General features: G+C 55.6%; 18 protein-coding genes. 15 read left to right on the top strand and 3 right to left on the bottom strand.

What is annotated here, in order from left to right:
* The first annotated feature begins 8 nt into the window (after positions 1-8).
* From atpB to M5B96_RS24950, 12 genes are all read left to right on the top strand, one after another.
* A complete protein-coding gene (gene atpB, locus M5B96_RS25005) occupies positions 9-881 on the top strand; it encodes a F0F1 ATP synthase subunit A (RefSeq protein ID WP_248799661.1) in 873 nt (290 codons plus the stop codon).
* 133 nt (positions 882-1,014) lie between these two features.
* The gene (gene atpE / locus M5B96_RS25000) at positions 1,015-1,272 is read left to right on the top strand and encodes a F0F1 ATP synthase subunit C (RefSeq protein ID WP_019694395.1); all 258 of its coding nucleotides are present in this window, start codon (positions 1,015-1,017) and stop codon (positions 1,270-1,272) included.
* A 58-nt stretch (positions 1,273-1,330) separates the two neighbouring features.
* A complete protein-coding gene (locus tag M5B96_RS24995; protein WP_248799660.1) occupies positions 1,331-1,801 on the top strand; it encodes a F0F1 ATP synthase subunit B in 471 nt (156 codons plus the stop codon).
* A gap of 12 nt (positions 1,802-1,813) precedes the next feature.
* On the top strand, positions 1,814-2,350 hold the full coding sequence (locus M5B96_RS24990; protein WP_248799659.1) for a F0F1 ATP synthase subunit delta: 537 nt from the start codon (positions 1,814-1,816) through the stop codon (positions 2,348-2,350).
* Between the two features lie 21 nt (positions 2,351-2,371).
* The gene (gene atpA / locus M5B96_RS24985) at positions 2,372-3,916 is read left to right on the top strand and encodes a F0F1 ATP synthase subunit alpha (RefSeq protein ID WP_100939909.1); all 1,545 of its coding nucleotides are present in this window, start codon (positions 2,372-2,374) and stop codon (positions 3,914-3,916) included.
* A gap of 50 nt (positions 3,917-3,966) precedes the next feature.
* Complete coding sequence (gene atpG, locus M5B96_RS24980) at positions 3,967-4,827, top strand: F0F1 ATP synthase subunit gamma (RefSeq protein WP_040071850.1); 861 nt, start codon at positions 3,967-3,969, stop codon at positions 4,825-4,827.
* Between the two features lie 27 nt (positions 4,828-4,854).
* Positions 4,855-6,231, top strand: a complete 1,377-nt coding sequence (gene atpD, locus M5B96_RS24975; protein WP_100939907.1) for a F0F1 ATP synthase subunit beta — start codon at positions 4,855-4,857, stop codon at positions 6,229-6,231.
* A gap of 45 nt (positions 6,232-6,276) precedes the next feature.
* Complete coding sequence (locus tag M5B96_RS24970) at positions 6,277-6,702, top strand: F0F1 ATP synthase subunit epsilon (RefSeq protein ID WP_248799658.1); 426 nt, start codon at positions 6,277-6,279, stop codon at positions 6,700-6,702.
* A gap of 112 nt (positions 6,703-6,814) precedes the next feature.
* Positions 6,815-8,182 (top strand): bifunctional UDP-N-acetylglucosamine diphosphorylase/glucosamine-1-phosphate N-acetyltransferase GlmU, encoded by a 1,368-nt coding sequence (gene glmU, locus M5B96_RS24965; RefSeq protein ID WP_248799657.1) that lies wholly within the window; start codon positions 6,815-6,817, stop codon positions 8,180-8,182.
* 120 nt (positions 8,183-8,302) lie between these two features.
* Positions 8,303-9,079: a DeoR/GlpR family DNA-binding transcription regulator gene (locus M5B96_RS24960; RefSeq protein ID WP_103497205.1), complete on the top strand. Its 777-nt coding sequence runs from the start codon at positions 8,303-8,305 to the stop codon at positions 9,077-9,079.
* Between the two features lie 3 nt (positions 9,080-9,082).
* Positions 9,083-10,918, top strand: a complete 1,836-nt coding sequence (gene glmS / locus M5B96_RS24955; RefSeq protein ID WP_248799656.1) for a glutamine--fructose-6-phosphate transaminase (isomerizing) — start codon at positions 9,083-9,085, stop codon at positions 10,916-10,918.
* 207 nt (positions 10,919-11,125) lie between these two features.
* On the top strand, positions 11,126-12,085 hold the full coding sequence (locus M5B96_RS24950) for a TniQ family protein (protein WP_248799655.1): 960 nt from the start codon (positions 11,126-11,128) through the stop codon (positions 12,083-12,085).
* 113 nt (positions 12,086-12,198) lie between these two features.
* Here M5B96_RS24950 and M5B96_RS24945 read toward each other — a convergent pair whose 3' ends face one another.
* The gene (locus M5B96_RS24945; RefSeq protein WP_248799654.1) at positions 12,199-13,794 is read right to left on the bottom strand and encodes a TnsD family transposase; all 1,596 of its coding nucleotides are present in this window, start codon (positions 13,792-13,794) and stop codon (positions 12,199-12,201) included.
* 635 nt (positions 13,795-14,429) lie between these two features.
* On the opposite strand from M5B96_RS24945, the gene M5B96_RS24940 reads away from it, so the two are divergent.
* From M5B96_RS24940 to M5B96_RS24930, 3 genes are read left to right on the top strand one after another with little or no spacing between them, the layout of a single operon-like run.
* Positions 14,430-15,392, top strand: a complete 963-nt coding sequence (locus M5B96_RS24940) for a hypothetical protein (protein ID WP_248799653.1) — start codon at positions 14,430-14,432, stop codon at positions 15,390-15,392.
* Positions 15,389-17,398, top strand: coding sequence for a transposase (locus tag M5B96_RS24935; protein WP_248799652.1), 2,010 nt, complete (start codon positions 15,389-15,391; stop codon positions 17,396-17,398). Before M5B96_RS24940 ends, M5B96_RS24935 begins: the two co-directional genes overlap by 4 nt.
* The gene (locus M5B96_RS24930; protein WP_248799651.1) at positions 17,395-18,744 is read left to right on the top strand and encodes a transposase; all 1,350 of its coding nucleotides are present in this window, start codon (positions 17,395-17,397) and stop codon (positions 18,742-18,744) included. Before M5B96_RS24935 ends, M5B96_RS24930 begins: the two co-directional genes overlap by 4 nt.
* A gap of 398 nt (positions 18,745-19,142) precedes the next feature.
* On the opposite strand, the gene M5B96_RS24925 is transcribed toward M5B96_RS24930, so the two are convergent.
* Together M5B96_RS24925 and M5B96_RS24920 are read right to left on the bottom strand one after the other, a co-directional pair.
* Positions 19,143-19,352, bottom strand: a complete 210-nt coding sequence (locus M5B96_RS24925; protein WP_248799650.1) for a hypothetical protein — start codon at positions 19,350-19,352, stop codon at positions 19,143-19,145.
* A gap of 284 nt (positions 19,353-19,636) precedes the next feature.
* A partial coding sequence (locus M5B96_RS24920) for a hypothetical protein (RefSeq protein ID WP_248799649.1) occupies positions 19,637-20,190 on the bottom strand: 554 nt, incomplete at its 5' end.

The following is a 20,190-nucleotide window of genomic DNA, read 5'->3' as shown; positions in this document are numbered from 1 at the left end:
AGGCAACCATGTCAGCAGAAACAACCGCTTCGGGCTATATCCAGCACCACCTGCAGAACCTGACCTTCGGTCAGCTACCGACTGGCGGCTGGGGCTTTGCCCATTCCGCAGCAGAGGCCAAGGCCATGGGCTTCTGGGCATTCCACCTGGATACTCTGGGTTGGTCTGTCGCACTGGGCCTGATCTTCATCCTGCTTTTCCGCATGGCGGCGAAGAAAGCCACCTCCGGTCAACCCGGCGCCTTGCAGAACTTCGTCGAAGTTCTGGTCGAGTTCGTCGACGGCAGTGTGAAGGACAGTTTCCACGGTCGTAGCGCGGTGATTGCACCGTTGGCCCTGACCATTTTCGTCTGGGTGTTCCTGATGAACGCCATCGACCTGATCCCGGTCGACTGGATTCCGCATCTGGCCATGTTGATCACCGGTGACGAGCACATCCCGTTCCGCGCCGTGTCGACCACCGACCCGAACGCGACCCTGGGCATGGCCTTCTCGGTCTTCGCACTGATCATTTTCTACAGCATCAAGATCAAGGGCCTCGGCGGTTTCATCGGCGAGCTGACCCTGCACCCGTTCGGCAGCAAGAACATCTTCGTTCAAGCCCTGCTGATCCCGGTGAACTTCCTGCTGGAATTCGTCACCCTGATCGCCAAGCCGATCTCGTTGGCCCTGCGACTGTTCGGCAACATGTATGCCGGCGAGCTGGTGTTCATCCTCATCGCGGTGATGTTCGGCAGCGGCCTGCTCTGGCTCAGCGGCCTGGGCGTGGTGTTGCAGTGGGCGTGGGCGGTGTTCCACATCCTGATCATCACCCTGCAGGCGTTCATCTTCATGATGCTGACCATCGTCTACCTGTCGATGGCACACGAAGAAAACCATTAAGAGCCGTTCCGGCGGCTCTGATGTCCCTGGCGCTTCGGCGCGGGGTGGCCCCGCAAGGGGCCGCGAAACGATTTGTTTTACCGCTTTAAATTAAAAAAACCTAAACCATACGACGTAAAAGTCGGGAGGAAAGATGGAAACTGTAGTTGGTCTAACCGCTATCGCTGTTGCACTGTTGATCGGCCTGGGCGCACTGGGTACCGCAATTGGTTTCGGCCTGCTGGGCGGCAAGTTCCTGGAAGGCGCCGCGCGTCAGCCAGAAATGGTCCCAATGCTGCAAGTCAAAATGTTCATCGTCGCCGGTCTGCTCGACGCCGTGACCATGATCGGTGTCGGTATCGCTCTGTTCTTCACCTTCGCGAACCCCTTCGTCGGTCAACTCGCTCACTAATCACTCGGATGTTTCGAGTGGATTGGTTTGATGGACAACGAACGAGCGAGGTGTTGGCGTGAACATTAATGCGACCCTGATTGGCCAGTCCGTTGCGTTCCTCATTTTTGTACTGTTTTGCATGAAGTTCGTGTGGCCTCCGGTCATCGCGGCACTGCACGAACGTCAGAAGAAGATCGCGGATGGACTGGACGCTGCCAGCCGAGCAGCTCGCGACCTGGAGTTGGCCCAAGAGAAAGCGGGTCATCAACTGCGCGATGCGAAAGCTCAGGCAGCCGAAATCATTGAGCAAGCCAAGAAACGCGGTAACCAGATCGTCGACGAGGCCCGTGAACAGGCTCGCGTCGAAGCTGACCGTGTGAAGGCTCAGGCTCTGGCCGAGATCGAACAGGAACTCAACAGTGTCAAAGACGCACTGCGCACCCAATTGGGTAGCCTGGTCGTCGATGGCGCCGGGAAGATCCTGGGCAAGGCAATCGATAAAGACGCGCACGCAGAGCTGGTTAACCAACTGGCTACTGAAATCTAAGCGAGGGCGACCATGGCAGAACTGACCACGTTGGCCCGACCTTACGCTAAGGCGGCCTTCGAGCACGCTCAGGCCCACCAGCAACTGGCCAATTGGTCAGCCATGCTCGGCCTGGCAGCAGCGGTGTCGGAAGACGACACCATGCAGCGCGTGCTCAAGGCCCCGCGACTGACGAGCGCAGAAAAGGCCACCACGTTCATTGACGTGTGTGGCGACAAGTTCGATGTCAAGGCACAGAATTTCATCCACGTCGTTGCTGAAAACGACCGTCTCCTGCTGTTGCCGGAGATCGCCGCTCTGTTCGACCTGTACAAGGCCGAACAAGAGAAATCGGTAGACGTGGAAGTCACCAGTGCTTTTGCATTGAACCAAGAACAGCAAGACAAACTCGCCAAGGTTCTCAGTGCACGACTCAATCGGGAAGTGCGCCTGCAAGTTGCGGAGGATGCCACCCTGATTGGTGGTGTCGTGATCCGCGCCGGCGACCTGGTTATCGATGGCTCGGTTCGCGGCAAACTCGCGAGCCTGGCCGAAGCATTGAAATCTTGAGTTTGAAGGGGCAGCAGAGCAATGCAGCAACTCAATCCTTCCGAAATAAGTGAAATTATCAAGGGCCGCATCGACAAGCTCGATGTGACCTCCCAAGCCCGTAACGAAGGCACTGTCGTCAGCGTGTCTGACGGTATCGTGCGGATTCACGGTCTGGCCGACGTCATGTACGGCGAGATGATCGAGTTTCCGGGCGGCGTCTACGGTATGGCCCTCAACCTCGAGCAAGACTCCGTAGGTGCCGTGGTACTGGGCGCCTACACCAGTCTGGCTGAAGGCATGAGCGCCAAGTGCACCGGCCGCATCCTCGAAGTTCCGGTCGGTAAGGAACTGCTGGGTCGCGTTGTCGACGCACTGGGTAACCCGGTTGACGGCAAAGGTCCACTGAACAACACCGAGACCGACGCGGTCGAGAAAGTTGCTCCAGGCGTGATCTGGCGTAAGTCGGTAGACCAGCCTGTACAGACTGGCTACAAGGCTGTCGATGCGATGATCCCGGTCGGCCGTGGCCAGCGTGAGCTGATCATCGGTGACCGTCAGATCGGTAAAACCGCTCTGGCGATCGACGCGATCATCAACCAGAAAGACAGCGGCATTTTCTGCGTCTACGTGGCTATCGGTCAGAAACAATCGACCATCGCCAACGTGGTTCGCAAGCTGGAAGAAAACGGCGCCCTGGCCAACACCATCATCGTGGCGGCCAGTGCTTCGGAATCTCCCGCGCTGCAGTTCCTGGCACCGTACTCCGGTTGCACCATGGGCGAATACTTCCGCGACCGCGGTGAAGACGCGCTGATCGTTTATGACGATCTGTCCAAGCAAGCAGTGGCTTACCGCCAGATTTCCCTGCTGCTGCGCCGTCCACCAGGCCGTGAAGCCTACCCAGGCGACGTGTTCTATCTCCACTCCCGTCTGCTGGAGCGCGCATCCCGCGTTTCGGAAGAGTATGTCGAGAAGTTCACCAAGGGCGCAGTGACTGGCAAGACCGGTTCCCTGACCGCGCTGCCGATCATCGAAACCCAGGCTGGCGACGTTTCCGCGTTCGTTCCGACCAACGTGATTTCCATCACCGACGGTCAGATCTTCCTGGAATCGGCGATGTTCAACTCCGGGATCCGTCCTGCTGTGAACGCCGGTGTTTCGGTATCCCGCGTAGGTGGTGCCGCTCAGACCAAGATCATCAAGAAGCTGTCCGGTGGTATCCGTACCGCCCTGGCTCAGTACCGTGAACTGGCGGCATTCGCCCAGTTCGCTTCTGACCTGGACGAAGCGACCCGCAAGCAACTTGAACACGGTCAGCGCGTTACCGAGCTGATGAAGCAGAAGCAATATGCGCCGATGTCGATTGCCGACATGTCGCTGTCGCTGTATGCCGCTGAGCGTGGGTTCCTGACTGACGTCGAAATCGCCAAGGTCGGTAGCTTCGAACAAGCGCTGATTGCTTACTTCAACCGCGATCATGCCGACTTGTTGGCCAAGATCAACGTGAAGGGTGACTTCAATGACGAGATCGACGCTGGCCTGAAGGCTGGTATCGAGAAGTTCAAGGCCACCCAAACCTGGTAAGCCGCAGCGGGAGCCGCAAGGCTCCCGCTTGCTAACCTGATAGGTGTTACATGGCAGGCGCAAAAGAGATTCGCAGTAAGATTGCGAGCATCAAAAGCACGCAAAAGATTACCAGCGCCATGGAAAAAGTGGCGGTCAGCAAAATGCGCAAGGCACAAATGCGCATGGCTGCTAGCCGTCCTTATGCGGAGCGTATCCGCCAGGTAATTGGGCATCTGGCCAACGCCAACCCGGAATACCGCCACCCGTTCATGATCGACCGCGCCGTCAAGCGCGTCGGCTATGTCGTGGTGAGCAGTGACCGTGGTCTGTGCGGTGGCTTGAACACCAACCTGTTCAAGGCCCTGGTCAAGGACATGGCGGTAAACCGCGAAAACGGCGTCGAGATTGATCTGTGTGTGGTCGGTAGCAAGGGCGCGGCATTCTTCCGCAACTTCGGCGGTAACGTCGTTGCCGCTATCAGCCACCTGGGTGAAGAGCCGTCGATCAACGATCTGATCGGCAGCGTCAAGGTGATGCTGGATGCCTACCTGGACGGCCGTATTGACCGCCTGTCCGTGGTGTCCAACAAGTTCATCAACACCATGACCCAGCAGCCTACAGTGGAGCAGTTGATTCCTCTGGTGGCGACCCCGGATCAAGAACTCAAGCACCACTGGGACTATCTCTACGAACCGGACGCCAAAGAGCTGCTTGACGGCCTGATGGTGCGTTACGTGGAGTCGCAGGTCTACCAGGCGGTGGTCGAGAACAACGCGGCCGAACAAGCTGCGCGGATGATCGCGATGAAGAACGCTACCGACAACGCCGGTGATTTGATCAGCGATTTGCAGCTGATCTACAACAAGGCGCGTCAGGCTGCGATCACCCAAGAGATCTCGGAAATCGTCGGCGGCGCTGCCGCGGTTTAACGGTTCAAATATTCAGAGGATCCAGCTATGAGTAGCGGACGTATCGTTCAAATCATCGGCGCCGTTATCGACGTGGAATTTCCACGCGACAGCGTACCGAGCATCTACAACGCGCTGAAAGTACAAGGCGCGGAAACCACCCTGGAAGTCCAGCAGCAGCTGGGCGACGGCGTGGTGCGTACCATTGCGATGGGTTCCACCGAAGGCTTGAAGCGCGGTCTGGACGTTGTCGACTCCGGCGCGGCCATCTCCGTACCGGTCGGTAAAGCGACCCTGGGCCGGATCATGGACGTCCTCGGCAACCCGATCGACGAAGCTGGCCCGATCGACACCGAAGAGCGTTGGGGCATTCACCGTCCAGCGCCATCCTTCGCCGAACAAGCGGGCGGCAACGACCTGCTGGAAACCGGCATCAAGGTTATCGACCTGGTTTGCCCGTTCGCCAAGGGCGGTAAAGTCGGTCTGTTCGGTGGTGCCGGTGTCGGCAAGACCGTAAACATGATGGAACTGATCCGTAACATCGCCATCGAGCACAGCGGTTATTCCGTGTTCGCCGGTGTGGGTGAGCGTACTCGTGAGGGTAACGACTTCTACCACGAGATGAAGGACTCCAACGTCCTGGACAAAGTGGCACTGGTTTACGGTCAGATGAACGAGCCGCCGGGAAACCGTCTGCGCGTAGCCTTGACCGGCCTGACCATGGCCGAGAAGTTCCGTGACGAAGGTAACGACGTTCTGCTGTTCGTCGACAACATCTACCGTTACACCCTGGCCGGTACCGAAGTATCCGCACTGCTGGGCCGTATGCCTTCGGCAGTAGGTTACCAGCCGACCCTGGCTGAAGAGATGGGCGTGCTGCAAGAGCGCATCACTTCGACCAAGAACGGTTCGATTACCTCGATCCAGGCCGTCTACGTTCCCGCGGATGACTTGACCGACCCGTCGCCGGCGACCACCTTCGCCCACTTGGACGCCACCGTCGTACTGTCCCGTGACATCGCCTCCCTGGGTATCTACCCAGCGGTCGATCCACTGGACTCGACTTCGCGCCAGCTGGACCCGAACGTGATCGGCAACGAGCACTACGAAACCGCTCGCGGCGTCCAGTATGTGCTGCAGCGTTACAAAGAGCTGAAGGACATCATCGCGATCCTGGGTATGGACGAGCTGTCGGAAACCGACAAGCAGTTGGTATCCCGCGCTCGTAAGATCCAGCGCTTCCTGTCGCAGCCGTTCTTCGTGGCTGAAGTCTTCACCGGTGCCTCGGGTAAATACGTTTCCCTGAAAGACACCATTGCTGGCTTCAAAGGCATCCTCAACGGTGACTACGACCACCTGCCAGAACAAGCGTTCTACATGGTTGGCGGCATCGAAGAAGCGATCGAGAAAGCCAAGAAACTGTAATCCCGGCGCCTGGCAACGGGCGCTAATTTAGGTTGAGGCAATCAGATGGCTATGACAGTCCATTGCGATATCGTCAGTGCGGAAGGGGAAATCTTCTCCGGGCTGGTCGAGATGGTGATTGCGCACGGTGCACTGGGTGATCTGGGTATCGCCCTGGGCCACGCGCCGCTGATCACCAATCTCAAGCCGGGTCCGATCCGCTTGATCAAGCAGGGCGGGGAAGCCGAGGTGTTCTACATCTCCGGTGGTTTCCTCGAGGTTCAGCCGAACATGGTCAAGGTTCTTGCCGACACCGTGCAACGTGCTGCCGACCTGGACGAAGCCTCCGCTCAGGAAGCCGTCAAGGCTGCCGAGAAGGCCCTGCACGAAAAAGGCGCGGACTTCGACTACGGTTCCGCTGCCGCACGTCTGGCCGAGGCTGCAGCCCAGCTGCGCACCGTCCAGCAGATCCGCAAGAAGTTCGGCGGTTAAGCCGAGGCTTGTTGTGTGATTGATTAAAAAGGGTAGCCTCGGCTACCCTTTTTTCTTTTCCGCGTTTATCACCGGGTCACAGTCGTGACCACTCCAGGATTGGTAGCCAGTCATGTCTCTCGAAATCGTTATTCTCGCGGCGGGTCAGGGCACCCGGATGCGTTCGTCGTTGCCTAAAGTCCTGCACCCGGTCGCGGGCAATTCGATGTTGGGACATGTTATCCACAGCGCCCGACAACTTGATCCACAGCGCATCCACGTGGTGATCGGCCATGGCGCCGAGCTGGTGCGCGAACGCTTGGCCGCCGCTGACCTGAATTTTGTCCTGCAGGACCAGCAGCTCGGCACTGGCCATGCCGTAGCCCAGGCGGTGCCGTTCATCAGCGCCGATACCGTGCTGATCCTCTACGGTGATGTCCCCCTGATCGAAGTCGAGACCTTGCGTCGTCTGTTGGAGCAGGCGGGCCCCGAGCAGCTTGGGCTATTGACGGTGGAGCTGGATAACCCGACCGGTTATGGCCGGATTGTGCGCGATGGCGCCGGCAAGGTGGCCGCTATTGTCGAGCAGAAGGACGCCAGCGCGACGGAACTGGCCATCACCGAGGGCAACACCGGGATTCTCGCGGTGCCGGCCAAGCGCCTGGGGGAGTGGATGAGCCGCCTGTCGAACAACAATGCCCAGGGTGAGTACTACCTGACCGACGTGATTGCCATGGCGGTGGCTGACGGCCTGGCGGTCGCCACCGAGCAACCCCTGGATGCGATGGAAGTGCAGGGCGCCAACGACCGCCAGCAACTGGCCGAGCTGGAGCGTCATTACCAGTTGCGTGCGGCCCGGCGGCTGATGGCCCAGGGCGTGACCCTGCGCGATCCGGCGCGCTTCGATGTGCGTGGCGAGGTGATTGTCGGTCGCGATGTGCTGATCGATATCAACGTGATTCTCGAAGGCCAGGTGGTGATCGAGGACAACGTGGTCATCGGCCCGAACTGCGTGATCAGGAACAGTACGCTGCGCAAGGGCGTGACCATCAAGGCCAACAGCCATCTCGACGGTGCGATCATGGGTGAGGGCAGCGATGCCGGTCCGTTCGCCCGCCTGCGCCCGGGCAGTGTGCTCGACGCCCGTGCCCATGTGGGTAACTTTGTCGAACTGAAGAATGCGCACCTGGGCGAAGACGCCAAGTGCGGGCACCTGACCTACCTCGGCGATGCCGAAGTCGGTGCGCGGACCAATATCGGTGCCGGCACCATCACCTGCAACTATGACGGGGCCAACAAGCACAAGACGGTGCTGGGCGAGGACGTCTTCATCGGCTCCAACAACTCGTTGGTGGCGCCTGTGGATATCTCTGCCGGCGCCAGTACGGCGGCGGGTTCGACCATCAACCAGGACGTGGGTGAAGGGCAGTTGGGCGTGGCCCGCGCCCGCCAGCGTAATATCGAGGGCTGGAAGCGTCCGGTGAAAATCAACAAGCGCTGAGTTATCCACAGCGGCGATGGCGGTAGATTTACCCACAACTGATGATCATTTCACTTGACTAAGTTTCGATTCGAAGGTCTTATTGCCGCTGTTATCTTTCGAATCGAAACTTAAGTGACTATATCGAAACGCAACACCCCACAACGTCGGCACAATATCCTGGCCATGCTCAATGATCAGGGCGAAGTCAGCGTGGATGAATTGGCCAGGCGCTTCGAAACCTCCGAGGTGACGATTCGCAAGGACCTCGCGGCCCTGGAAAGCCACGGCCTGCTGATGCGCCGCTACGGCGGGGCGATCACCATTCCCCACGAACTGTTCAGCGACCCGGCCCAGGCGATTTCCCGCTACAAGCAGGCTATTGCCCGTACCGCTGTAGGACGTATTCGTGAGCACGCGCGTATCATTATCGACAGTGGTAGCACCACCGCCGCGATGCTCCCGCAACTCGGCCAGCAACCCGGCCTGGTGGTGATGACCAACTCCCTGCATGTCGCCCGTGCCCTGAGCGAACTGGAACACGAGCCGGTGCTGTTGATGACCGGCGGCACCTGGGACCCGCACTCCGAGTCTTTCCAGGGCCAGGTCGCCGAGCGCGTCCTGCGTTCCTACGACTTCGACCAACTGTTCATCGGTGCCGACGGTATCGATCTGGAGCGTGGCACCACCACCTTCCACGAACTGCTGGGACTGAGCCGGGTGATGGCGGAAGTCGCCCGGGAAGTGGTGGTCATGGTCGAGTCGGACAAGATCGGCCGCAAGATTCCCAACCTGGAACTGCCCTGGAGCAGTATCCATACCCTTATTACCGATGATCGTTTGCCCAAAGAGGTACGCGAACAGATTCAGGCCCGTGGCATCACTGTCATTTGCGCGGTTGCCAGCCAGGAGAAATAGAGCATGTGTGGAATTGTCGGTGCAGTTGCTGAACGTAATATCACGGCCATCCTGGTCGAAGGCCTGAAGCGTCTGGAATACCGCGGCTACGACAGCGCCGGTGTCGCCGTTTTCAGCCACAACGGCAAGCTGGAGCGCGTCCGTCGCTCGGGTAAGGTCAGTGAGCTTGAGCAGGCGTTGGCCGCCGCGCCCCTGGCCGGTCGCCTGGGTATCGCCCACACCCGTTGGGCGACCCACGGCGCGCCCTGTGAACGTAATGCCCACCCACATTTTTCCGGGTCCGATATTGCTGTCGTGCACAACGGCATCATCGAGAACCACGAGGCACTGCGTGAACAGCTCAAAGGGCTGGGCTACGTCTTTACCTCGGACACAGATACCGAGGTCATCGCCCACCTGCTGAACCACAAGTTCAAGCAACTGGGTGACTTGACCAAGGCCCTGAAAGCCACGGTCAAGGAGCTGCATGGCGCCTATGGCCTGGCGGTGATCAACGCGCAGCAACCGGATCGCCTGCTCGCGGCCCGCAGTGGCAGTCCGTTGGTGATCGGCCTGGGCCTGGGGGAAAACTTCCTCGCTTCCGACCAACTGGCGTTGCGTCAGGTCACCGACCGGTTCATGTACCTGGAAGAGGGCGATATCGCCGAGATCCATCGCGACAGCGTGCAGATCTGGGACATTGATGGCCATCAGGTCGAGCGCGAAGCGGTGCAGTATCGTGACGGCGCGGAAGCGGCCGAGAAGGGCGCGTTCCGCCACTTCATGCTCAAGGAAATCCACGAACAACCGACTGTGGTCCAGCGCACCCTGGAAAACCGTCTCGGCCCGAACCAGGTCCTGGTCCAGGCGTTCGGTCCCCAGGCCGCCGAGTTGTTCGCCAAAGTGCGCAATGTGCAGATCGTTGCCTGTGGCACCAGCTATCACGCCGGCATGGTTGCACGGTACTGGCTCGAAGGTTTGGCGGGTATCCCGTGCCAGGTCGAAGTCGCCAGTGAGTTCCGCTACCGCAAGGTAGTGGTGCAGCCGGACACCTTGTTCGTCGCCATCTCCCAGTCCGGAGAAACCGCCGACACCCTGGCGGCCCTGCGCAATGCCAAGGAGCTGGGTTTCCTCGGCAGCCTGGCGATCTGCAACGTCAGCATCAGTTCGCTGGTGCGCGAGTCGGACCTGACCCTGCTGACCCAGGCCGGTCGCGAAATCGGCGTGGCCTCGACCAAGGCTTTCACCACCCAACTGGTTGGGCTGCTGCTGCTGACCCTGGCCCTGGGCCAGGTCCGTGGCACCCTGGCACCCGGTGTCGAAGCGGAGCTTGTGGAAGAGTTGCGGCGTTTGCCGACGCGCCTGGGCGAGACCCTGGCAATGGATGCCAAGGTCGAGAAAGTCGCCGAGTTGTTCGCCGACAAGCACCACACCCTGTTCCTCGGCCGTGGCGCGCAGTACCCGGTGGCGATGGAAGGCTCGCTCAAGCTCAAGGAAATTTCCTATATCCATGCCGAAGCCTATCCGGCCGGTGAGCTGAAGCACGGTCCGTTGGCCCTGGTGGACAACGATATGCCGATCGTTACGGTGGCACCGAACAACGAATTGTTGGAGAAACTCAAATCCAACCTGCAGGAAGTCCGCGCCCGTGGTGGTCAACTGATCGTCTTCGCCGACGAACAGGCTGGGATGGTCAATGCCGAAGGCACGCATGTCATCACCATGCCGCACATCCACGACACCCTGGCGCCGATCCTCTACACCATTCCGCTGCAACTGCTGTCGTACTACGTTGCGGTGCTCAAGGGCACGGACGTCGACCAGCCGCGTAACCTGGCGAAATCGGTGACGGTGGAGTAAGGCTGCGGATTCAACTGCTCGGTTGGTTTTTGAGAATTAAAACTGTCGCATGTGAATTAAAACTGTCGCAGGTGACCGCTTGATCTCTCAGGCGCTGAACACAGTCGTAGATCGGAGGCCCCCTTTAGGGCCTCCAGACCTTTTCTAAGCTTCATTTCCTTCTATCTATTGTTGCCAACCCCGGTGACATCCGCCTAGCGCCTCTTTATGCTTTTGCGAATTCAACCAGACGAATCTCTGCGATCCTTCGTCGAACGGAACCTTTACCTCAATTGGCAAGATCCGTCGGTAGAGGTGTTCAGTGACATTTCTAGGTACTTCATGAGGAATGAGGTAGTACGAATTATTGCCGAGACAATGGGGTGGGGGGGCTGCTATGGGTTTAATCATCTAATCCACTACCACACCGGATATCCGTTAAAGTCCATCTTCAAGGATAACTTTCAAGATATTGCTTATTCAGGCTCAAAATTTATTTTGGGGAGGCAGTATGTTGAGAATGAAGAAAAACATGCGGCATTCTGTCCAGAATGTGTAAAAGACGATATCAATAGAATTGGGTTTTCTTACTGGCGTAGACTGCACCGATCTCTTGACGTTTGTGCAAAACATAATGTACATCTTTTACGTCACTGTCCATTTTGTGGAGTTGTATTTTCGAAGCATGGAGAAGGAAAGGGCTACTCAACAATGTGGACAGGGTGCGAAGGCCGCCATTTTACAGAGTGTGATTCAAAACAGAACTTCGACAAAGAAAAGTTAAAGCGGTCTGTAGTTTACGAAGAAATTTGTGGATATGAATATCATATCCCTAAGCAGTTGGCAGTTAATGTTTTGCATGAAAAGCTCAGGTGCAACGCCGTCGAAGACTATATGAAAGTAGATGAGATGAGTGTTTATATCGATAAGCTCCAGTCTGCGGCCAATAGGCTGGGTGGATTGAAGGGTTGTGAGTATCTTCTTGAAGATTTCAGTGCCCTAATCTTCGAATCAATAATATTCACTTACGATCATTTCTCGGAGTTTGTGACGGACGTGCGACGACACGGTTATGAATTACATGGCGTTAGTTCTTTCATGTCTACCTACCGAGTAGAGACATCGGGATCATCCGATTACGTCAGGGACGGCTACACCTTTAATTTTTTACAGCCACCCTTTAAATAACTAAACCATTTAGGGGTTAGTTTTTTCAGCCGGCTAGTCGGATTCGCGTCACTCATTGGCTCGGCGTAAATGCGCTACGAGGGCTGACGAGCCCGTTTAAGGAAACACGGTCATCAAGCCTTAGCATGTTGTAATAATTCTTTGATAAAAAGCCGGGTTTTCGGGTAGCGGGCACGCTTTTCCAGCAAGCGCGACAAGCTTGGAACCAAGCTGAAGAGTGTGGTTTTAGTTATTTTCAGCTGGTCGAATGCGCCATATACGTGATGCATCGTCGAAATTATAAGATTCTGGAGTTCTATGTCACGCTTCTCCCAGTCGATGCATGAGTAATTTCCTAGTCGCCCGCATAGCAATTGTGAGTTGCGTTCTAGCAGCCAATCACGATCATTGCGATACAGCCAAGCATATATGCTCGGCATCGTTGAGCGTAATTCGTTTGTGGACATTTGGCTGTTTGCTTTAATGGCGCCGGTCCATTGTGCACGATAATTATCAAAATTTTCTTTTAGTTGGTTCTCTTGCCTTAACGACTTTACTAATGGGTCTGAGGAGAGCAGTCGATTAACGGTGCTAATGGAAATATTGAATGTAGAACAAATTTTATCTTTGGCTTCTCCTTTCTTTAGGCTTTCTAAAACTGCAGCACGTAGTGCAGGTTTTAATTTTTTAGGCTTACGAGTAACCGAGCCATTGGGCTTATCAGCGATAGGCTGTTGGTCGCCTCCCACAACATCAACATTGCTAGTTTGAATAAATAGGCCAGCCGCACTGCGTCGGTCGTATACATCGATGAAAAAATTAAGTCGGCCGAATAGCCAAGTGATCATTACCAGATGCTTTAGAGGATGGCACCTGCCACGAGCTTTGCGCGACATCTGTGCGATAAAAGCAGATGCTTTTGATTGCGTGGTTGGAAGGGAGGTATATGGCGGATAAGGTTGAATAAACGATGCGTATTCGGCGAATGAGGTTGCTACCCTGGCTCGTACCTCGGAGCTTGTCCCAAGCTGATCGAGCGCATCCTTGTACACAGCGTTGACAACCATAGGATCAAAACATCGTGACTTTCCATAAGATGCAAGGTCTAGCACTGCCTCACTCATTAGTCGAAGAGCATCTCTAGCTGCACCGCTAAGAGCAGGCAGCGAGTTTGACTCTAATAGCTCGTTACTCGGAAGTACCCATTTGAAGCGCCCCGACCACTGCCGATTCACGATGGATTCCTTCAACAGCCCCCCATGAATTGGACACAGCACAACGCCAGGATACTGGTGCGTAAGGTGCCAATAAGGAACACCATAGGTAATTCGGTCCTCACTCATGCAGGATGTGCAGGCTTTCAACGGATGCTCGGCACCGAATCGCCCGGTCAGAAGACCAAGACTGTATTTAATTGATCCGATTGAGGCACCTTTCATCGCTATGACAGCGTTGTCGATTCGGTCTCTAGACTGAAAGGGGATTAACAGGGGGAGAATAGTGTGTTCAAGGATGATCGATGCGGTATCGCCCCAACAATCAGTCATCCGACTATCTAGAGAGCTGAGGTTGCTGGGAAAGTCATGAGTGGTATAGCTATGCTGTGAACCGAAAAGCCATTTTAATGTGCTGGAAGTATCAAGATGGCCCAGGAATTGGTGCTGACGGCTGCACAGACTGAAGAAGGTCTCATCGTTGTACCACCGTAGTATCGCGTCAGGCTGGGCCATGGCCTAAGAAGCCTCCCGAGCGGATCGGGCTTTATGATAGATGAGGTTGGTAACCTATCAGAAATCACGACGAGCGATAACACGTAGCTTTTTTAATTCCTTTGCACGCTATAAGTGCGCTATATCGCTGATTACACGGCCTGCACCGTCCTTATTCGGAAGCGAAATAGCTGGCAGCGCCGCGTCGAACGCTCCATATCATGACTATTTTTGTTGTCACGCAACAATTTCAGGCGTTACCATATTTCATTTTTTGGTTGCGATGGCCTCGCCATTTTCATGGGAGTCGTACGAACTAGAACTGCACTTCCGCTAGCCACGAAAGTAATACTAACATCCGACAAAGGAATACTTATCGCGTATCAATAAATATCAACTTTAGAAGTCAAGAGACAGGGGCCCAAGCGCGAACTCGGGCCCCTGTGGATAAGTCAGGTTAGGACGCTGACCAATCCATTCTCTATTCCTAGCTGCGGGACGTCAAGTCTCGCACGGGTTCGTTCGTCCACAGGAAAGTTGGCGTTATCCACAGCGCAAATCCGCGAGCGGGCCCGTAATACAAGGGTTTTCATGACGTTATAGGTTTTATCCCCAGCCGATATGACGACGTGAGGCCTAGAAAATGGAACGCGGATATGACACCGAAACAACGAATAACCCTCATCCTGAGCCGTCAAGGTGGCTTCGAGTGGGGGGACACATACATCCCCTCGACCCTGGCTATGCCACGAGAGGCTCCGAAAGGATCCCGTATCAGCAGACTCAACAGCCGCAGGCTCGGTCGGGAATTGCATGCGCTTTCCACCCCTGAGAAAGTGTTTACGCAGTTAGCTCTTTACCATCCTGACCTGTTCGATCTCCACGAGCAGAAAATGCTATGGCCGCTGACGTCAGGCCATCCCCTCCGCGGCCATCCATTGATGAAAGGCGTCTTTCTAGCACCTGTCAGAGGCACGGTGGAGATCGCGAAGGAGCTTGGGTTCGAGCATTACGAAATCGGTGTCGATTTGCCCGACGGGCGCCGGGCGAAAATCCCGTTCCCTTACCAGGGTGACCTGTTGTTGTACTTGAGGGGGGAAGACGGAATTCCATATGCCGTCAACTGGACAGTGAAGGATCGTAAAGAAGCATTTGGGGAGCGTAGGCTTTCGAGCGTAAAGACTCCGGTCCAGCAGAAGAAAGATCGGACTCATGCGGTGCTTCGGACCAAGCTAGAAGAGATCTACTACGCCAGCGCTGGGATACGAACAGTGCAAGTGTCTTTGGATGACCTTCCGCCGACGGTGATTGCAAATCTAGACCTACTGTTCATGACTCATGAGCTTCCGCTGTCGCTTGATTCCAGCCTGCTTGACGACTTCAGTGGTGCTCTTCGAGAAGCTGTTAATGACGGCGAGCCCGTTGCTTACGTGGCGATCAGGTATGCAAAGCGTTGGGGGAGTCGTGATCAGTTCATTGCGAAAATTTACCAAGATATTTGGGGGCGACGGCTGCCGGTCGACTTCTTCAAGCCTATTCTCATCGATCATCCCTTCTCTAAAGATGATGGTGATCTCCTCAAGGCGTACGGAGCACTCTTTCAGGAGAAAGAATCATGATGGCCGGCGCGAGGCTGATCGCCCCGGAGGGCTTTCTTTGCCTGGCCAAAGGTAGGATCTATCATTTCCTTCACAGCAATGGCAGTACCAATCGAGTACGCCTGGTCGAATTCACTGACGAGGGTCAAGAGCTTAAGTCCCATTTGATCACTTTAACGAGGGTTGAATTCGAAGATGCCCTCGAAGCTGGATTGATTCTGGAGGATGGTACGGCGGATAAATTTCCCCCATGGCTTGAGCCAGTCGATGGTGTTTCCATAGCTCACCGAGAGGGGCTGCGTGTTTCGACCAAAGAAAGCTACGATCAAAAGGTCAATCGACGCTTCACAGCTATTTCTGATCTCGTTCTCCGGCATGCTGAGATTCTCGCCAGCGATAACCCGGACGCCGTCATTAATGCCCACGCCAAGGCCCACAAGCCTCAGCAAAACGCCTCGCGCTTGCGGCTCTGGTTCTACACGTACATCGTGTTCGGTCATAACAAATGGGCTTTGATGCCGTCCCTTCATCGTATAGGCGGCTGGGACCGGAGTGATTCCTCATACATTCGTAGGCTGGGGCGACCTTCGCCACATGGTAAAAATTGGGGCTTTCGCGCAGACCAGGTGATGAAGGAAAAGATTCTGTCCGGATACATCGCTGTCAGGTCTCCTCACAAGACGGCGAACACCATCTACGCGGAAATTCTCACCAAGATGTTCGGTTGTGTGGTCAAAAAAGGGAAAGACAAAATGGAGTTCGTCCATCCGGAGGGCGAACCGTTCCCCACGCTTTCTCAGGTCAGGTATCAGATCGAACAATCTGTCAGCCCAAGACAGCGATCCATTGCCGTTAGAGGCACCCACAAAACGCGTGCGATTTCCGGCGCGCAGGGAAGCTTTGCAGATCAGTTGGTAAACGTTAATCAGCGTGTCGAATTTGATGGCTACTACATCTCTGAGAAACTCTCTGGAGTCTCGGAAGGAAGTGCGGTTGACAGCTTTTGTGTGGTTCGTGCTGTATGTGTCCTCTCAGGACTCGTTGTCGGGATCGGCTTCGCTGAGGGCAAAGAGAGTATGGACGCATACAAGATGTGCCTGTATTCGATGGCCACTAACAAGGTCAAGTATTGTGAGCTTTATGGCATAACCATTGATCCAGGCGAGTGGCCGAGCGAGGGGCTTGCACGTGGCCTTGTCTTCGACCGCGGTCCTGGAGCGACGTATGACGTAGAGTCAGAGATTGAATGGTTGGGCACCTTCGAAACCACACCTGTGTTTTCAGGACAATCCAAGGCCTCTGTGGAGGCATCCCATCCGCGGGACAAGAAAACGTTGGACCAGCCTACCTACTTTCACAGCAGGCTGAATTTTGTGCAGATGGCCAAGAGGGAGGTTATGCAGGTGCTCATGGACAACCATGTCTCTGACGCCAGTCGTCGCTTGGACGAAGAGCTGGTATTGGCCGGGGTCAAGCCCACGCCACTCTCGATTTATAACTACTGGGATAGCCGAGGGCGAAACTCTGCCCAGAGCATGCAGCCCGACACTGCAATCAGAAAATTCTTAGCTGAACGCCCGGCGGTCATCCGAAACGACGCGGTGTATTTCTATGGTCGCAAGTACAGATCGCCGTCTCTGGTCGCTACGGGAATCTTCGACCAAGTGGCGAGAAATGGTGTGGTCTCAACGACGGCTTACACCCTCACAATGTGTGTCCGGCACATATGGATAGAGGTGTATGGTGAGCTCTATGAGCTGGATTTTGTACGCTCTCAACGAACCCTCGAGGGCTCCGTCGATATTTCGCTGAGAGATCTGCAATTAATTCATCAAGTAAGACGTAATGGCATAGCCGCGCTTCGTGACGAAACCCCTGCCGTTCAGCAGTATTTTAGAGGTTGGCTTAAACAGGAGGCGGGAGAGGATTGGTTCGGTGGTGACCGAAGAAAAGGGCGGCCTGCAAAAAATGCATCAGCGCAGCGCGATGCAGCAGATTATGACCGCTTTATAGGTAAGACCAAATGAACAAGATGATTAATAATCGGTTCAGTGAATGCCTGGATGTCGAGATGATCCGCGCCAAAGTCACAGTCAGGCCTGAGCCCGTTTTAGCGCTTGGCTCCGTCGATGCCCTGATTGCCTCTGAACAGTTGAGACTCACACTGGAGCAGATTTTCATTCCCAACGAGTTCTCGCTGGCATTTATTAGAGAGATGGTTGGAAGAGCTTCGATGCACAGTCAATTGCTGTTCACAAGTGAAGCGGAATACGCATCAAAAATCTTTAATCCGCCCTCGGTCGAGGTCTATCCTGTCTGCCTCTCTGGTCTAGCTGGAGTTGGAAAAAGCCAAACCATTTCTGCTTTACTCAAGGTGTTGCCGCTGCCAATGGATTTTTCGTGTGGACTGTACGAAGGCAGTGTGACCCTGGTTTCAAATTGGTATGCGAGTGCGCGGGGTAAAGCAAGCGGCAAGGCACTGCTTGAAGATTTCGTCTTCGGGGATCGTAAGCGAATCGGAAGAACCACAGTCGCTCAGCTGCTAAAGGAATCCCGTCGAAGGGCTAACAGAGATGGCGTTTCCCTTGCGGTGTTAGAGGAGATGCAACACACCAACGGCGGCTCTGGGGCTGCAAGGGTGACTGATATTTTATTGACAATGGCAGCCATTGGCCTGCCGATGGTTTTTGTGTGCAACTACAGCTTGGGTCACAAGCTTTTTGGTCGTAACAGTGAGGACAAGCAACGCTTGCTCTCTGATCCCCGAATCATGTTGCCGGATGAGCCTGGCAGCGCGGATTGGCGGAATTATGTCGCTGAATGTCTCAGAGTGAGCAACGGCTACATAAAAGCCGACGTTGATGAGCTGGCCATTGAGTTGTACCGCTGTACTTTTGGTATCAAGCGATTGGTGGTGGCGCTTTTGAAGCTGGCATATGTGGAATGTCGCAACGCGGGCCGGGAGTGCGCGAACCTGGTCGATATCACTCGTGCCTACCGTGCTGCAGCGTACACAGCAAGCGCCGTTGACGTGGAAGAGCTACAACTACAGGCGCTTAGCGGTCGTAAAACGAAGATGCGCAAAGACCTGCAATGCCCCTTCGATCTGCCTGTTGCGATGAAGACAAACGTCGTGAATTTCACTCGTGCTGATCGTCACGAACGTGTCATTGCCACGGTCTTTCACTCCTCGTTGACTCCAAAAGAGCGAGCAGCGGTCAAAGACATTGAAGCTCTCGGCATGGACGCGCCTCAGACAGTTAAACCGCGTCGTCGGGTTCCGGTCACGAATCTGACTGATGAGGAGAAAGGGAGCGCCTTCCTTGAGTATATGGATAACGTGGCACCTCACAAGCCTAAAAGGCCGAAGTGACAACGCATGGTGCTTGAATCAGCACGGTGTTTTACCTGTCACGAGGCCTCGGCTGCTCGCAGCTTGTGGCAGCGTTTTTGCTGCCATCTTCTCCCGTCAGGTCCGCTCAGTAATGCTCATTCAGAGGTGTCCGAGCGCTTCGATACCCTGCGGAACTCAGCTCGGACCTCCCTTATCGCTCCCACTAACGGCGCGAAATACAAACGTGGCGCCTGCTTGGCGCTGCGGAGAAACTCTGCGACAAATGCGTTTTTCATAGCCATGTCCTGCGCCGGCGTTCTTGAGTACCCAGTTTAGGCTCGATTCACGGTGATCGGAAGCCGATCGTCTCCTACAATGAACGCCAACGTTGCTGTCACCGTGAGCTTGACTGAATTCGTGATGGTCAGCCCTCCAAGCTAATGAAGAGTCCTTGTCAGGCTGCCGAGCGCCTGGAGCTGATACTCCGACACTGCCTGAAATAGTGACTCAGCTAACACTCGGAGGCGCTCCACCTCTTCCACGGAATCGCCCGTGGTTTCCGCTTCGTGATAGTGACGCATGGCTTCTATAGCCTGCCGCATTAACGGCTCTCCTGCTTCGATCATTCCGAGTAGCGTCTGCTTCATTGATGTTCACCTACATCGCAGTGAAATCAGCCTAGCGGCTTGCTTACTGAATGTACGCTTGCGGCCATCGACAGGTCGAGCGGGGGAGACAGTATCTTAAGCAATGCAGCTTTGTGCCCCGATAAACAGTACGGCACGAACAGTCTCTTTCCGCTGGTGGTCTGCGTTGTCAGGGAAAACTTGGGGAGACGACAACTGTCCTGACACTGGGGGATGGTGTCCTCCTAAGTGGACACCAGTTCTAGCCTTTTATCCGAATCTGGACGATGGCATTCGGCGCTGTGTCACTCGCACGCGTAAACGGCCCAGGCGTTGACCCAGTAATACTCCTGCTGGAAGCCGTCCGGCCGTAGACCTGGGGCGCCGATGTACCCCGCACTCTCCACGAAGACTTTTATCTTGTCGCCATTGACCTGCTCTACGGTACCTTGAAGGCGGATGTTCTTCTGGTCCTGGCACACCCGGGCACCCACATGCTTCACCTTATAGGCGTCGCGGAGCTGCTGTTCCTGCTTGTCGGCAACTGCCTTCTGGCGGGCCTGCCTGGCAAGCTCATTCTGGCGCTCTATCGACACATAGCCCCAATCTGCGACATTGCTATCGAAAGTTTTATCATCGGCGGCACGCTTTTCAAGCACATTGAACCCCGCTGTGGTCCGGACGGCGAAGGTTTCGATCCGCTTGGGAAACGAGTAGCAGAGAAAGCCCTGCGTGCTCTTGGGGAACGGGATCACAGTACCGTTGGTACGTGAGCAATAGCGCTCAAGTTCGGCCCTGATACGAGATGCCTCCGCGCGGTCAAAAACATCGGCACTGATCCCGATGCCTGCCGGCCAAA

It is taken from the genome of Pseudomonas sp. MWU13-2105 (genome assembly GCF_023242315.1).
Lineage (GTDB): Bacteria > Pseudomonadota > Gammaproteobacteria > Pseudomonadales > Pseudomonadaceae > Aquipseudomonas.
Note: the sequence above shows the minus strand (reverse complement) of the source record. Positions and strands in the feature narration are given on the sequence as shown.

Coding starts and splice junctions, on each gene's coding strand:
- M5B96_RS24970 (WP_248799658.1), top strand. CDS start 6,277: ATGGCTATGACAGTCCATTGCGATATCGTCAGTGCGGAAGGGGAAATC.
- glmU (WP_248799657.1), top strand. CDS start 6,815: ATGTCTCTCGAAATCGTTATTCTCGCGGCGGGTCAGGGCACCCGGATG.
- M5B96_RS24940 (WP_248799653.1), top strand. CDS start 14,430: ATGACACCGAAACAACGAATAACCCTCATCCTGAGCCGTCAAGGTGGC.
- atpE (WP_019694395.1), top strand. CDS start 1,015: ATGGAAACTGTAGTTGGTCTAACCGCTATCGCTGTTGCACTGTTGATC.
- atpB (WP_248799661.1), top strand. CDS start 9: ATGTCAGCAGAAACAACCGCTTCGGGCTATATCCAGCACCACCTGCAG.
- atpD (WP_100939907.1), top strand. CDS start 4,855: ATGAGTAGCGGACGTATCGTTCAAATCATCGGCGCCGTTATCGACGTG.
- M5B96_RS24950 (WP_248799655.1), top strand. CDS start 11,126: ATGCTTTTGCGAATTCAACCAGACGAATCTCTGCGATCCTTCGTCGAA.
- M5B96_RS24930 (WP_248799651.1), top strand. CDS start 17,395: ATGAACAAGATGATTAATAATCGGTTCAGTGAATGCCTGGATGTCGAG.
- M5B96_RS24925 (WP_248799650.1), bottom strand. CDS start 19,352: ATGAAGCAGACGCTACTCGGAATGATCGAAGCAGGAGAGCCGTTAATG.
- M5B96_RS24945 (WP_248799654.1), bottom strand. CDS start 13,794: ATGGCCCAGCCTGACGCGATACTACGGTGGTACAACGATGAGACCTTC.
- M5B96_RS24935 (WP_248799652.1), top strand. CDS start 15,389: ATGATGGCCGGCGCGAGGCTGATCGCCCCGGAGGGCTTTCTTTGCCTG.
- glmS (WP_248799656.1), top strand. CDS start 9,083: ATGTGTGGAATTGTCGGTGCAGTTGCTGAACGTAATATCACGGCCATC.
- atpA (WP_100939909.1), top strand. CDS start 2,372: ATGCAGCAACTCAATCCTTCCGAAATAAGTGAAATTATCAAGGGCCGC.
- atpG (WP_040071850.1), top strand. CDS start 3,967: ATGGCAGGCGCAAAAGAGATTCGCAGTAAGATTGCGAGCATCAAAAGC.
- M5B96_RS24990 (WP_248799659.1), top strand. CDS start 1,814: ATGGCAGAACTGACCACGTTGGCCCGACCTTACGCTAAGGCGGCCTTC.